The organism is Pseudoalteromonas sp. 2CM28B (genome assembly GCF_023161935.1).
Genome location: NZ_JALNTH010000003.1, coordinates 395,518 through 409,331, shown reverse-complemented (window position 1 = coordinate 409,331; position 13,814 = coordinate 395,518). Strand labels below are relative to the sequence as shown.

10 protein-coding genes are annotated in these 13,814 nt (G+C 41.2%); 2 read left to right on the top strand and 8 right to left on the bottom strand.

What is annotated here, in order from left to right:
• Positions 1 to 729: 729 nt before the first annotated feature.
• Positions 730 to 3,174, top strand: coding sequence for a TonB-dependent receptor (locus MTN96_RS06480; RefSeq protein ID WP_096041901.1), 2,445 nt, complete (start codon positions 730 to 732; stop codon positions 3,172 to 3,174).
• Positions 3,175 to 3,277: 103 nt separating this feature from the next.
• Complete coding sequence (locus tag MTN96_RS06475; RefSeq protein WP_024032591.1) at positions 3,278 to 4,630, top strand: hypothetical protein; 1,353 nt, start codon at positions 3,278 to 3,280, stop codon at positions 4,628 to 4,630.
• A 67-nt stretch (positions 4,631 to 4,697) separates the two neighbouring features.
• Here the strand turns inward: MTN96_RS06475 and MTN96_RS06470 are convergent, their stop codons facing one another.
• The 8 genes from MTN96_RS06470 to MTN96_RS06435 form a co-directional block, all read right to left on the bottom strand.
• On the bottom strand, positions 4,698 to 4,949 hold the full coding sequence (locus MTN96_RS06470; RefSeq protein ID WP_004588905.1) for a hypothetical protein: 252 nt from the start codon (positions 4,947 to 4,949) through the stop codon (positions 4,698 to 4,700).
• A 17-nt stretch (positions 4,950 to 4,966) separates the two neighbouring features.
• Positions 4,967 to 5,803 carry a peptidoglycan binding protein CsiV gene (locus tag MTN96_RS06465; protein ID WP_096739777.1) on the bottom strand — a complete coding sequence of 279 codons (837 nt, stop codon included), beginning with the start codon at positions 5,801 to 5,803 and terminating at the stop codon, positions 4,967 to 4,969.
• Positions 5,803 to 9,276: a transcription-repair coupling factor gene (gene mfd / locus MTN96_RS06460; protein WP_096739776.1), complete on the bottom strand. Its 3,474-nt coding sequence runs from the start codon at positions 9,274 to 9,276 to the stop codon at positions 5,803 to 5,805. The genes MTN96_RS06465 and mfd overlap by 1 nt, the downstream gene beginning before the upstream one ends.
• A gap of 51 nt (positions 9,277 to 9,327) precedes the next feature.
• Positions 9,328 to 10,221, bottom strand: a complete 894-nt coding sequence (locus MTN96_RS06455; protein WP_004588908.1) for a carbon-nitrogen hydrolase — start codon at positions 10,219 to 10,221, stop codon at positions 9,328 to 9,330.
• Complete coding sequence (locus tag MTN96_RS06450; protein ID WP_138686073.1) at positions 10,218 to 11,273, bottom strand: agmatine/peptidylarginine deiminase; 1,056 nt, start codon at positions 11,271 to 11,273, stop codon at positions 10,218 to 10,220. Before MTN96_RS06450 ends, MTN96_RS06455 begins: the two co-directional genes overlap by 4 nt.
• Positions 11,274 to 11,330: 57 nt before the next feature.
• Positions 11,331 to 11,939: a PilZ domain-containing protein gene (locus MTN96_RS06445; RefSeq protein WP_054982349.1), complete on the bottom strand. Its 609-nt coding sequence runs from the start codon at positions 11,937 to 11,939 to the stop codon at positions 11,331 to 11,333.
• A gap of 381 nt (positions 11,940 to 12,320) precedes the next feature.
• On the bottom strand, positions 12,321 to 13,088 hold the full coding sequence (locus MTN96_RS06440) for a haloacid dehalogenase type II (protein WP_248530996.1): 768 nt from the start codon (positions 13,086 to 13,088) through the stop codon (positions 12,321 to 12,323).
• Positions 13,088 to 13,738 carry a peroxiredoxin-like family protein gene (locus MTN96_RS06435; RefSeq protein WP_064386474.1) on the bottom strand — a complete coding sequence of 217 codons (651 nt, stop codon included), beginning with the start codon at positions 13,736 to 13,738 and terminating at the stop codon, positions 13,088 to 13,090. Before MTN96_RS06435 ends, MTN96_RS06440 begins: the two co-directional genes overlap by 1 nt.
• Positions 13,739 to 13,814: the final 76 nt, after the last annotated feature.

The window sequence follows — 13,814 nt, the reverse complement described above, 5'->3', positions numbered from 1 at the left end:
TGCTGCCTTGTATGCTGTAACCTTTTTTTTCATTCTCATCTGTTTATGTTGGTGTGCTTACTCGTTCTTGTTATGGAGTGAACTGCCTTACGGTAATAGGGTGTATTTTACTTGTTTATAGTAAAAGCGTATTGCTTGCATTACCGAGCATGTAAAAGTAGATCCTGCTTAGTTTCATGATAACTATTTTAATAAGGCTAAACGCCCTCAAATTAAGACCCTCTAATGATTTACTAAATCAAATAACTCCTCCCGTTCCGAGCAAACGTTGAAGTCTCGCTGAACAAAAAATATTACCAAAAAGACTAAATAAATAGCTTAATAAGACTATTTAAGCGGTAAATCCGCATATTTATGGTTATTAATTTTATTACAGCTTTACGGTTTTACTAATGCGCTGTGATTAATATGTTAATTTTTCTAAAAAGGGTATATTTATCTATTAATTACATTTGATTACAATCTGCATAACTTTGATTTCAGGTGTGTTTTAATTTCTTTCCGTTGGTTGTATGTTTATGATTTTTAATTGTTTTTTTTAGTTAACACTGCAACAAGTTATAACCTTTGTACCTTCTTTGGTTATTCTTTTTTGGTGTTGTATATATAGTAGTCACCCATTAAGTTTTTGTTCAGTTAACTCAGCCTAAGTTGCCCCCCTGACTCACAATTCTTATAAAAAGTGAGCATTACCAATCAAGGTAAATTTCCAACAAGTAGGGTTTATTCATGAAAAAATCAACTCTTGGTTTAGCTGTAATCGCAGCAATCCCAATGTTCTCAAGTATGCAAGTAGTAGCGGCCGAAGATGGCGCAAACGCTATTGAAAAAATTCAAGTAACGGGTTCTCGCATTAACCGTACGGACATGGAAACGGCTAGTCCAATCACTATCATCGGTGATGATTTTATTGCTAAAAGCGGTTACACATCAGTTGCTGATGTGCTTTCAAACCAGCCATCAGCTGCTGGCATGAGTTTAGGTGGTTCAAGCAATAACGGCTCAGGTGGTTCAGCTACTGTAAATCTAAGAGGTATGGGCGCACAACGTACTCTAGTACTTTTAAATGGCCGTCGTATGGTTTCATCTGGTACTGGTGCCGATTCTTCAGTTGATTTAAATACCATTCCAGTAGCAATGATAAAATCTATCGAAATCTTAAAAGATGGTGCATCAGCGGTTTATGGCTCTGACGCTATCGCTGGTGTTGTAAACATCATTACTAAGAAGGATTTTGAAGGTACTGAACTTAATATTGAAGGCAGCCGAACGACTAAAGCTGATGGTAATAACTACGGCTTTAGCTTACTTCATGGAATGCAAGTTGCTGATGGTAACTTAGTTGTTGGTGCACAATTTTCAAGTCGTGGAGAAGTGATTCAATCTGACAGAAGTTTTGTTGAACCAGGTCAATCTTCTTTTATCCCTGAAGGGACTTTAGGTGGAAAAACTTACGAAGGAAATGGTGTTTTTGAAGATAGAACAACATCATATGATTACACTACGTCTAGTTATGCACAAACACCTAATGATTTATACAGTGTTTTTACAAGCTATGACACGGAGCTAGACTCTGACACTACATTAAATGTAGATTTAATGTATACACGCCGCGAGTCAACTCAACAGCTAGCTCCTCAACCAGCAAGTGTAGATCTTCAAACTGCTAATTTAGATGCCGAGTATACTTCAGCATTTGTTGAAGACGGTGCCCTTGCTGATACTTTAGAATACCGACGCAGAATGGTTGATGCTGGTCCTCGTATTTATGAGCAAGAAACTGATACTTACCGTGCATCTTTAGCGTTGCAAGGAACATTAGATAACGATGCTAGCTGGGATATCAGTGCAACATACGGTCGAAATGATTCTAAAGATACTGTTCAAAACTCAATAAATGCTAGCCGTGTTGAAGAAAGTATCTATGCTAATCAAGATTTGTGGTTTAGTGGTGACTCATTAGAGCGTAACTTCTTAACCTCAAATGACTCTATTTACACTGAGCAAAATGAAGGCGGAAATGAGCAGTTTATCCTTTCAGCTGGATACAGTAACGTAACTGAAAATGATATCGGCTATGCAATAGGTGTTGAGAATCGCTATGAAAGTGGTTTTTATACTCCAGATTTAATTACACAGCTAGGCGAGAGTACAGCAGCTCAACAAGACCCAACAGAAGGTGATTACTCTGTACAGTCGGTGTACTTTGAGACGTCTGTTCCTGTTTTAGAGAGTGTAACCTTAGAAGGTGCAGCTCGTTATGACAATTACTCTACTTTTGGTGGCGAAACAACGTGGAAATTGGGCGCTACTTGGAATGTTACAGATACCTTCATGGTGCGCTCAGTACTTGCAACAGGTTTCAGAGCACCGAATGTAGCTGAATTGTTTGGTGGTAACTCAGGTTCTTATGATTACCTTGCAGATCCATGGGGTAATGAGCAAGACGCTCAGATTTTGGTTAACTACACAAGTGATCCAGATCTTCAGGCAGAAGAGAGCCGCTCATTTACGTTTGGTACTGTATGGGAAATTACTGATGGCTTATCAACGACTTTAGATTACTGGAAGTTTGATATTACTAACGCAATTACCCGTCTTGATGTTCAAAATGAAATGAACAACTGTTTTGCAGGTGATGCTGAGTCTTGTGCTTCTGTGAATATTACGTCATCTGGTGATTTATCTGATTTAAGCTCAGCTCTTACAAATGTCGGAGCTCAAGAAACGTCAGGTATTGACTGGAATATTAGCTACACAGCCGATAATTACCGCATTAACTTAGATACGACCTACCTTATCGAGTTTGAGCAAGATGATATTGACTACACAGGCACTATTGATGGTAACGTTGGTGGATACTCTAAAGTAAAGTCTAACCTTTCTGTAAGCTATGATATTACCGATGCATTCAATGTTCTTTATAATGCACGCTTTATTCGTGGTATGGATGGTGATTACTACGGTGAGTCGTTTAGCACTGATAACGTTATATACCATGATATCTCGATGAGCTATAACATCAATGATGCACTTCGTGTTACTGGTGGTATGAACAACATCTTTGATAAAGAACCAGAAGAAGTACTAGGTGGTAATGATATGGGCACTGTTCCAGAAATTTACGATGTAGTGGGTTCTCGCGTGTTTGCTAGCGTAAACTACAAGTTTTAATTAGCACATTAATCGTATTAAGGCTCAGTGTTTACTGGGCCTTTTTTATTGAACAAAATTAAGGAGACCAGTACACTTATACACTCAATAAAAGGAGAGTTGTTTGATAAAACAAGACGAAAATTTATCTTTTGTCATAGAACCAGAGTTATCCCCTCGCTCTGAGCAGCGTATCGACCTGTATTTTTCTATACCCAATGAAATGGGTATAAACGTGCAAACCCTCAGTGAAGAGTCTTATTTTAATAACCACTTTAAATCGCACTTAGCTTATAACGCTAAAAACATACACTTACCCTTAGTGCGTAGCCGCTTTGTTAGTAAAAACAAAGGTGAGCAACAAGATTACCGCCAAAACCTTAATTTGTACTGTTATCAGGTGCGTTTAGCGCTCGACGCTGATATTAAAGATGCATTAAAAATTCAAGAAGTGGATGCTTTTTATGCCCGTGCACAAGAGCTGTTTGAGCAAAGTGAAGGGCTGCTAAAAAAGCTGCGCAGATATACCCCCGATGATGAAAAGCTGGTGCCGTTTTACACCAATGCCGATAACTATTTAAGTTGGCATGTTGAGCAGTCGTTTTTAAAGCTATTAGATGAAGGCCCGCGCAGCAGTGACTTTGCGAAAGAGCGCAACGACTTACTGCAATTTTGTAAAAACGAAAATACATACCGGTTTGAGCAAAATTACAACTCAGAAACCACGTTGCAAGATGGTAACCGCATCACGAATAAAATGCGTTTACTGCAGCGCCTTATAGAGCACGGCGTTATTTTGCATCGCAATACGCGTTATTTAAATAGTTACTTAAAGCGTTTAGTAAAAGGCACGGTTACAGCTGTCATTATGGCATTTGTAATGGTGGTTATACTTAATGCGCGCTCAACCTTTACCGAAGTAACCGCTACCCTTATTTTAATATTAGGGGTTATTTACGGCTTGCGAGAAATATTCAAAGAAGACATTACACGGGTAATTTGGCGCGCTATTGTGCGGGGGCGTCCTAAATGGCGGTTTGTATTTAAAAACAGCATCACTAAAGACCGCGTTGCAAGTCAGTTTGTGTGGCTTGAGTATATGCGTTTTAAAAAAATCCCTAGTGAAGTAAAAACAATATTTTCAAAAAGGCGTCAGCAAAACAAGCTAGCCGCGCAGTGGCTGCATTTTGCCAGTGAAACACGTGTTTCAGCTAAAGAGTTTTTACCAGGCTACGATACTCTACAGCAAAGTATGCGTTTTAATTTGGCGCCTTTTGCACGGTATTTAAAACGCGGCGAGGGCAAGCTGTATCATCTAGATGGTAATAAAATATCAAAGCAAGCGGTTGAAAGGCGCTACCAGTTAAATTTGGTGATGGTATTAAAAGATGAGGAAAGAACCTTATACCAGCGTTACAAGATAACCCTCAATCGCAGTAAAATAGTTAATATTGAACTTATTTACTCTAAAAAATAGAAAATAAAAAAGGGATAGCAACGGCTATCCCTTAGTGTCATGTAAATTTAACTAATTTAGCGCAGTATTACTGTGTAATACCGTGCTTAGAATAAATAGTTACCTTGTCTGAAACGAGTGTTATTTCAATGTTTTTAGACTCATCACCCCATACACAATTAGTATGTAGGGTTTTTTCTACGCAGTTATCAGCAGAGCCTAAAATAGCTTCTACTTCGGCTTTATCCATGCCAACTTCAATTTTTTCGTAGTTTTCTAGGCTTACTTTTGAACAAGCTGCCAGGCTTAGCGTTGCTGCGATGATCAGGAGTTTTTTCATTGTTATGTCCTATTGATTTAGTGTTTATACTTTCGTATTTGTACAATCATGCCCATACGAGGATGATCAAAGTAATGGATTTCACCACTAATTACACGTTTAAATTGTGAAAAGCGGGCCGATTCTATATCCCCATTAGGTAGTTTTTCGTTTACGTCAAAATCAGCGGTTATGTACAGGTAGTGGCGTAAATGTATTTTAAATAAACCATCTAGCTCCCAATAGCTTAGGGGCTGCTCTGAGGTATTAAATAGCTGTGGCTTACTTTGTACTAGGCTAATAAAGTCGGGATTTGAATAATTAGGCGTAGTGTTAACGTCGCGTTTTATACGATCCCCAGAAATTAAATGTATGCTTGGCGCACGCGATTTACTTGCCCCTTCAAAGCGCCAGCCGGTATGTAGTAGCGGGGCTAAACCTTTTCTGTCTAAAGCGCGGCGCTGGGCAGTAAATTGTAATTGCTCAGGTGCGAGTAAATAGGGCTCATCCATCGTATCTTGTGCCGGTGCTAATGGCGTAACGGGCAACTCGTCGTAACTTTTCATAAAGTCGATACTGTTATCACACACACCCGATTGTGGGTTGGCATTAACTAAAGAATCGGTAAACGAGCGTTTTTGAAAGCGACTATCGCCATCTATACATGCCTGCATAGCTTGCTCTGTGTATAAAGGGGTGAGTAGCTCTAACGTATTTTTCGCCTTAATGGGCTCGTGCTTTAAGCTAAAGTCTTCTTGTAAATAGGGGGCAGGGCGCTGTTTAAATACCAGCACTTCTACTTCAAACCAACGTTCTGCAAATGCGGTGCTGCTAAATAAGCAACATAACACGATAAGCGATTTTTTTAGCAACATTAATGGCTAACCTTTTTTTCGAAATCTGCAATCATTGCAGTGACCATTTTTAAGCGTTCACGAGGGTTTACCTCATTAATCGCAAAGCGCAATTTATTTGCGCCATCCATTTTGTACACATGGGGTGCACTTTGTATCAAGCCTATGATGAAGCTAGGATTAACCTTCGTATTTTGGCTAAATTCAAAGTAGCCCCCTTTAGGGTTTGCCTCTATTTTTGTAATTCCTAAATCGCTAGCACGCATTTTTAGTTGCTGCATACTAAATAGGTTTTTAGTGGCATCAGGTAATAAACCAAAGCGGTCTATTAGCTCTACTTGTAATTCGTCCATATCGGCAAGGTTATCACAACTTGCAATGCGCTTGTACATACCTAAACGCGCATTAACATCGTGTATGTAATCATCAGGTAGTAAGGCAGGGAGTTTTAAATCAACTTCAGTTTGCTGCTGAAGCAGGTTTTCAAGCGTTGGCTCTTTACCATTTTTAAGGGCATTAACCGCTTGCTCTAGCATTTCCATATACAAGCTAAAGCCAATAGTTTGCATTTGCCCTGATTGATCGTCGCCTAATAGCTCACCCGCACCACGTATTTCTAAATCATGTGTAGCAAGGGCAAAACCTGCACCTAAATCTTCCAACGACTCGATTGCCTGTAAGCGTTTGGTGGCATCTTTAGAAAGTGCTTTAGCATCGCCTGTTAATAAATAAGCATACGCTTGGTGGTGGCTTCGCCCAACACGACCGCGTAACTGGTGTAATTGCGCAAGGCCAAGTTTATCGGCTCTGTCCATAATAATAGTATTAGCAGTAGGCACATCAATACCGGTTTCGATAATGGTGGTACATACCAGTACATTGTATTTTTGATGATAAAAGTCTGTCATTATTTGCTCAAGTTCTTGCTCGCGCATTTGCCCATGAGCAGAGGTGACACTAGCCTCTGGCACCCATTCGCTGATCTCTTGCGAGACTCGCTCAATAGTCTCAACATTGTTATGCAAAAAGTACACTTGGCCGCCGCGTTTAATTTCACGCAGTATGGCTTCGCGTATTAAGTCGCTGTCGCGTTGGCGTACAAAGGTTTTAACTGCTAAACGCTTAGCAGGTGGGGTGGCAATAATTGATAAATCACGCATGCCGCTCATCGCCATATTTAAAGTACGCGGAATAGGCGTTGCAGTAAGCGTTAATATATCTACATCAGCACGTAATGACTTTATTTTTTCTTTTTGGCGCACACCAAAGCGGTGCTCTTCATCAACAATCAGTAAACCTAAGTCGTTAAATTTAATATCTTGCTGAATTAACTTATGCGTTCCAATAACGATATCAAGTTTACCGTCGGCCATTTTTTCAAGCGTGTCTTTTTGCTCTTTAGTTGAATTAAAGCGCGACAACACTCCCACTTCGATAGGGAAATCGGCAAAGCGGTCTTTAAAGTTTTCATAATGTTGCTGAGCCAGCAGGGTGGTTGGTACTAACACGGCTACTTGTTTGTTATCGTTAACCGCTACAAACGCGGCGCGCATAGCCACTTCTGTTTTCCCAAAGCCTACATCACCACACACTAAACGGTCCATAGCAAGTTTTGATTGCATATCACCAAGTACGGCTTCAATAGCATTACGCTGATCGTCGGTTTCTTCAAATGGGAAGCTGTCGCTAAATTGGCGATAGCTTTGCCCATCGAGTGCAAATTTATTACCTGGTTTTGCTTGGCGCTGTGCGTAAATATCTAACAGCTCCGCGGCTACGTCGCGTACTTTTTCGGCGGCACGCTTTTTGGCTTTCTCCCACGCATCTGAGCCAAGTTTGTGAAGCGGGGCGCTTGATTCTTCACCGCCCGAATAACGGCTTAGCATATGCAGTGCCGATACCGGCACATACAGTTTTGCTTCACCGGCATAGGTAATGGTAACAAACTCAGTGATTACGCCTGCTGCGTCAATTGTTTGCAGGCCTTGATAGCGGCCAACACCGTGGTCAAGGTGAACAATTGGCTGGCCCTCTTTAAGCTCGGCTAAGTTGCGAATTAACGCATCTTGGCTTGCTTCGTATTTATGTTTACGGCGCCTGCGTTGCGACACCTTAATACCTAACAGCTCTTGCTCGGTAATAATAGAAAGGCTAGGTTTTGTGCCCAGTACAACACTTTGCTCAAGAGGGCTTACAATTAAGCCTACATCACTTTGGCTTTGTGTAAATTTCTGTAAGCTTTCAAATTCTTTAAACTTTAAGCCGCTTGGCTTGAGCACACTTAATAAAGACTCGCGGCGACCATCAGACTCAACACTTAATAAAATACGGCTTTTCTTCTTTTTTTGTTCTGCCACATAGTTAATAAATGCGCCGTAGGGTTCGTGTTGTTTATGATCGATTCTTACTGCGGGCAGCTCGCTCACATTTAAGTTTTTATTGCCTGCTTTAGTGGGTAATTTAGCTTGCGATAAACGTATTCGTGCAAATTCACCTAAATTAGAAAACAACTCATTAATAGGTTGATACAACTCGCTGGGCGCCAGTAGTGGACGCAGGGGATCTACTTTACGGTTTTCGTAGCGTACGTTTACATCGTGCCAAAAGGTATCTGCGGCGTGTTCTAAATCACCTAGTTGCATAACCGTAGTGGTGTTTGGCAAGTAATCAAAAATGGTGGCAAGCTTTTCAAAAAACAGCGGCATGTAGTATTCAATACCGGCAGGCCAAGTACCTTTGCTTACTTGCATGTAAACAGAGTCTTGCTCTGAGCTGGCACCAAATTTATCGCGATAATTTATTCTAAAACGCTCAACGTCTGCTTCGTTGGTTGGAAATTCATGCGCGGGAAGTAACTCAATTTTCTCTACTTTTTCATCTGAGCGCTGGGTTTCTACGTCAAATAAACGAATAGAGTCGAGTTCATCGTCAAAAAAGTCGAGCCTAAATGGGTGAACACTGCCCATTGGATACAAATCAACAATAGAGCCACGTATTGCGTATTCGCCGTGCTCCATTACCTGTTGAACGTTTAAATACCCTGCTTGTTCTAAATTACTGCGCAGGTTATGGGTGTCGAGTTTATCGCCTACTTTAAAATTAAGGGTAGAGCCATAAATAAACGAAGCAGGCGCAGTACGTAGCATTAACGTAGATACAGGCACTATAAGTACGCTTTGCTGCTCGTTTTTTAAAGTGTTTAAAGTGGCTAAGCGCGCTGAAATAATATCTTGGTGGGGAGAGAAATGGTCATACGGCAAGGTTTCCCAATCAGGAAATACCATTACCGGGTTATCTGGCAATAAGTATTCGAGCTCGGTTTCAAGTCGCAATGCGCTTGGCGTATCTGGCGTAACTATAAGCACTAAATCGTTTTGCTGTTTTACACCTTCTGCAATGGCTATACTTAGTGCACTGCCAGTTAGCTGCCCCCATTGAATTTTATCTTTTTGAGATTTTACCCACGGCAAGGCTGCCCATTGCTCAAACGCCATTTAGTGCTCCATTTTTTAGTTGGCGTTTGCTCACAAACGCCATGCAGTTATTTAGTCTCGGTAAATTTTTGTTAAGTCTTGATAGTGATCAATTCTGCGGTCACGTAAGTACGGCCATATACGTCTTACGTTTTCAGAGGCTTTTTGATCAAGTTCTACTACTAAAATTTGCTCATCAGTATTGTTCGCCTCTGAGAGCATTTCGCCTTGAGGCCCTGCAATAAACGAGTTACCCCAAAATTGTATACCTTCGCTTTGTCCGCTAGGGTCGTTTTCGTGCCCTACACGGTTACAGCTAATAACGGGTACGCCGTTCGCAACCGCATGCGCACGTTGGCTTATTACCCACGCGTCTTTTTGGCGTGTTTGCTCTGCGTTATCATCACGTGGGTCCCAGCCTATTGCGGTTGGGTAAATTAATACTTCTGCGCCAGCCATGGCCATTAAACGGGCCGCTTCAGGGAACCATTGATCCCAGCATACTAATACACCTAATTTACCTACTGAGGTTTGAATTGGCTCAAAGCCTAAATCGCCTGGGGTAAAGTAAAATTTTTCGTAAAAGCCAGGGTCATCAGGAATGTGCATTTTACGGTATTTACCCGCAATGGTGCCGTCTTTTTCAAGTACCACCGCGGTATTGTGATAAAGCCCAGTGGCACGTTTTTCAAACAGTGAAGCCACAATAACGATGCCTAGCTCTTTAGCAAGCTCGCCCAGTGTATTTGTGCTTGGGCCCGGAATTGTTTCGGCTAGGTCAAATACATCAACATCTTCTGTTTGGCAAAAATACAGACTACGATGCAGCTCTTGCAAAACCACAAGCTGTGCGCCTTGCTTAGCAGCATCACGAATGCCAGCAATCGACTTTGCCATATTTTGGCAGGCGTTATCACTGTTAGTTTGTTGCACTAAGGCAACGGTTAATTTTGCAGGGCTTGTCATTGTGCTGCTCCAGCTAAAAATCCACGAGGTAATTGCATGGTAATGCAATGTAAACTACCAAATTGTTCAATAATAGGTAGGCAATTAACGCCAATAATAGTGTGCGCTGGGTATGCTTTTTGAACTTGCGCTAGCGCCAGTGCGTCGTTGTCATCGTTATACGTAGGGACTAAAACCGTATTATTGATAATTAAGTAGTTTGCGTACGTTGCCGGTAAACGGGTGTTGTCATCATCAAACACTGGTTTTGGCCACGGCAAATCAATTAACGTATATGGGGTATTATTTTGCGTTTTAAAGCTTTGCAGCTGCTTTTCCATCGCATCTAATGCGTTAAAGTGCTCATCTTCTTTAGCATCGCACTTAACATACACAAGTGTATTATTGGGGGCAAAACGTACCAGAGTGTCGATATGACTGTCGGTATCGTCACCAGCTAAGTAGCCATGATCTACCCATAAAAAGTCAGTTGCGCCTAAATGCGTTGTTAAAATTGACTCTATATCGCCTGATGATAAATCGGGGTTGCGGTTTTTATTCAGTAAACATTCGCTGGTTGTAAGCAACACACCGTGTTCGTTAATTTCAATGCCGCCACCTTCAAGTACCACATTCAGGGCTTGGTAATCAGTGTTTGGATTACTTAGCTGGTTTACCAGTACTGCGTTAATTTTATTATCGAGGGCACTTTCGAACTTATTACCCCAGCCATTAAAGATAAAGTCGTAAATTTTAAGTTGGCGAGCGTCGTCAATATTTGCGCAGGTAATAGGGCCGTGATCCCGTGCCCAGGTATCGTTTGTTGGTGTAACAACAAAGTGCACGTGGCTTAAGTTTATATTCGCTTTTGTTAGCAAGGCAGTAATGTGGCTTTTAAGTGCCGTGTTATGGGCAACAATAACAAGCTGCTGCACGGCTGTGATATGCGTTGCAAGCTCAACATAAACAGGCTCTACGCGTTCAAGCGTATCAGCCCAGTCGGTCTGTGCATGGGGCCAGGTAAGCATAACGGCGTCTTGCTCTGCCCATTCAGGTAAAAGTCTAAAGTTCATGAAGTTTTGATACAAATTACGGTGGCGCTAGTTTAGCATTTTACATGCATATGTCAGCTATTTATCGCCGCTAGAATCATCGTCAATTTGCTCGAGTTCTTGGCGTTTTTTTAGCTGGCGTGTTTGTGCATGTAAGCTGGCTCTGACAACTAATTCTTGGTCTGTGGTTCTTATTGCAGTAAATAGTAATGTGTATTGGTAGTGTTCGCTGTCTTGTTTTTCAACGGCCACAACTTCTGTATAACAGTAGACGGCTGAGGCTTCGTGGTGCAAAAATAGCTTTGTTCTAAAAGCTTGGCCTATTGCGTATACATCAGGCGAAGTAAAGCGAATGCCGCCTCCGCCGTAGCTATCGCACTGTATGGCGTTATCTTGAGCTTGCTCTGAGGCTAAAATGTGGCTCATTATTAAATCAATTTTACGCGACTGTGCTTGTAAAAAAGCCGCCAACTCTTGTGCTAAATCGCCTAAGTTTCTAAGGGGTCTTAAAGAGGCCTGTTCAAGCTCACTAACTTCGTTAGCTAGCTTAAATAGCGGGGGTATGTCGTCTTCAAGCGCGAGTTGAGATTGCGGCACTAACTGATTTTCTACAGCAAATAAGTTTACTCGAATGCTTTCATTTATTTGAAAGTATTCTTCAAATTCGCTTAATCTTTGACTGTTCATAATTATCTCCACTGCGTATTCATTAAATAGTAGCGTTGTGGGGAGTAAATTGCTAGCAGATAAAAATGCTAAATGGTTTGTTTATAAGCCAGTTTTTAAGAATGTTGATTAGGGCGTGATGAACTTTGCGGATTGAAATTTGTTCAATCTAGAGGCGTTTAAATCGCGGCGCGAGGTTTGTAACCTAGTGGGCATGATAACTGCTCCTGCGTTTCGCCTATTTATGCAAAATAACTACACTTGATAGGCTCTGCCTTGGCTAAAAACCAAACACGCTGCTGCAAATTCAACTATTAAAAATCAACACGCCCTAATAAAAAAGCGGCCAATGTCATCCTAACATCGGCCGCTTGGGTATTGATTAATTAGCGCTGGGAGTGCTTATTTAAGTAGAGCGGCTAATTCATGTAAATCTTTCACAACGTGGTCTGGTTTTTTTGCCAGTGGGTAAAGTGTTTTACCTGGGCGGGCGATAAAGGTTGTTTGTAACCCGGCTTCTTTAGCACCTGCTACATCCCAACCGTGCGCCGCTACCATCATTGCTTCATTTGCTTTTACATTTAATTTTGTCAGCACCCACTCATAGGCACGTAAGTCTGGTTTATAAGTTTTAATATCTTCAATGCTGTAACGCGCATCAAAGAACGACATTAATCCAGCGCTCTCAAACTGGGCTTTAACACCTTTGTTTGAAGAATTTGTCAGACTTACTAACTTATAGCCCTGTGCTTTGAGTTTTGCCAGTCCTTCTTTCACATCTTTGTGAGGAGGTAGGGTTAAAAGCGGGGTGACAATGGCTGTTTTTGCTTGTTCATTCGTAATGGCTATGTTGTTATTTTTGGCAACCATGCGCAGCGACGCAACGCCAATTTGTCCAAAATCGTGATAATTGCCACTTACGGTATCAACGAGTGAATGATGCAACATGGTCGAAAACCAAAGCGGTAATAAATCCTCACGCCCGCCAAGCGCTTTACCAATAGAGGTGCGCATGGAGGTTAAATCTAACAAGGTTTCGTTTACATCAAAAATAAGTACTTTAGGTTTCACTTGTGCCTGTGGCTCCTCAGCCATAGCGTAGCCAGAGGCAAGGCTAGAACCAACAAGTAGTGATAGGGTAAGGGTTTTTAACGATTTTAAAATAGACATTAGTGTTGCTCCGATTCAAGGGCGGCCAATACATCAGTAGGCTCTGCGCGTAGGGTATAGTCTTCGTTTAAAAAGGCATACGTAATTATGCCTTTTTGGTTAATTACATAGGTTGCAGGTAAAGGTAATGTATAACTTTTATTGCCATAGTACTTTTCAAAATCAATTCCAAACTGGCTATAAAGCGCCACAATACGCTCGTCTAAAGTAAACAGTAAACCAAATTGCTCGGCCACCTTGTTATTAATATCTGAAAGCACATCGAATTCAAGGGCATTTTTTTGTGCGCTAGATAACGTCTCGTCGGGTAATTGTGGCGATATCGCAACTAACTGCGCATTGTGCGTTTTAAATTCGGGTAAGTGATCATTAAGTGCTTTTAGCTCTAAATTACAATATGGACACCAGTTACCACGGTAAAAGCTAATTATTACCGGGCCATTATTTAATAAATCAGCAAGCTCAACTTGCTCAGCGCTATGATTGTTTAAGCTGAAATTGCTTACTTTAGCGCCTACCTGTAGCGCATTATCTTTTATATGCTGAGCAATGAGCTCTTCATTTGTCTGCGCCATAAGGGCTAATACATCGCCAGGTAGCTTCGCTTCTTTTTGCACGTTATAGGCATCAATCTGTGATTTTAAACTCATTATTAAATCTCGAATATAACTGTATGGCGATTATGGGTGTTTTAGTTATTTAAATATATATTGCAAAACTGAAAGC

Excerpts from the sequence above, each read along its gene's own strand:
- MTN96_RS06480 (WP_096041901.1), top strand. The coding sequence starts at position 730 with ATGAAAAAATCAACTCTTGGTTTAGCTGTAATCGCAGCAATCCCAATG.
- MTN96_RS06470 (WP_004588905.1), bottom strand. The coding sequence starts at position 4,949 with ATGAAAAAACTCCTGATCATCGCAGCAACGCTAAGCCTGGCAGCTTGT.
- MTN96_RS06465 (WP_096739777.1), bottom strand. The coding sequence starts at position 5,803 with ATGTTGCTAAAAAAATCGCTTATCGTGTTATGTTGCTTATTTAGCAGC.
- mfd (WP_096739776.1), bottom strand. The coding sequence starts at position 9,276 with ATGGCGTTTGAGCAATGGGCAGCCTTGCCGTGGGTAAAATCTCAAAAA.
- MTN96_RS06455 (WP_004588908.1), bottom strand. The coding sequence starts at position 10,221 with ATGACAAGCCCTGCAAAATTAACCGTTGCCTTAGTGCAACAAACTAAC.
- MTN96_RS06450 (WP_138686073.1), bottom strand. The coding sequence starts at position 11,273 with ATGAACTTTAGACTTTTACCTGAATGGGCAGAGCAAGACGCCGTTATG.
- MTN96_RS06445 (WP_054982349.1), bottom strand. The coding sequence starts at position 11,939 with ATGAACAGTCAAAGATTAAGCGAATTTGAAGAATACTTTCAAATAAAT.
- MTN96_RS06440 (WP_248530996.1), bottom strand. The coding sequence starts at position 13,088 with ATGTCTATTTTAAAATCGTTAAAAACCCTTACCCTATCACTACTTGTT.
- MTN96_RS06435 (WP_064386474.1), bottom strand. The coding sequence starts at position 13,738 with ATGAGTTTAAAATCACAGATTGATGCCTATAACGTGCAAAAAGAAGCG.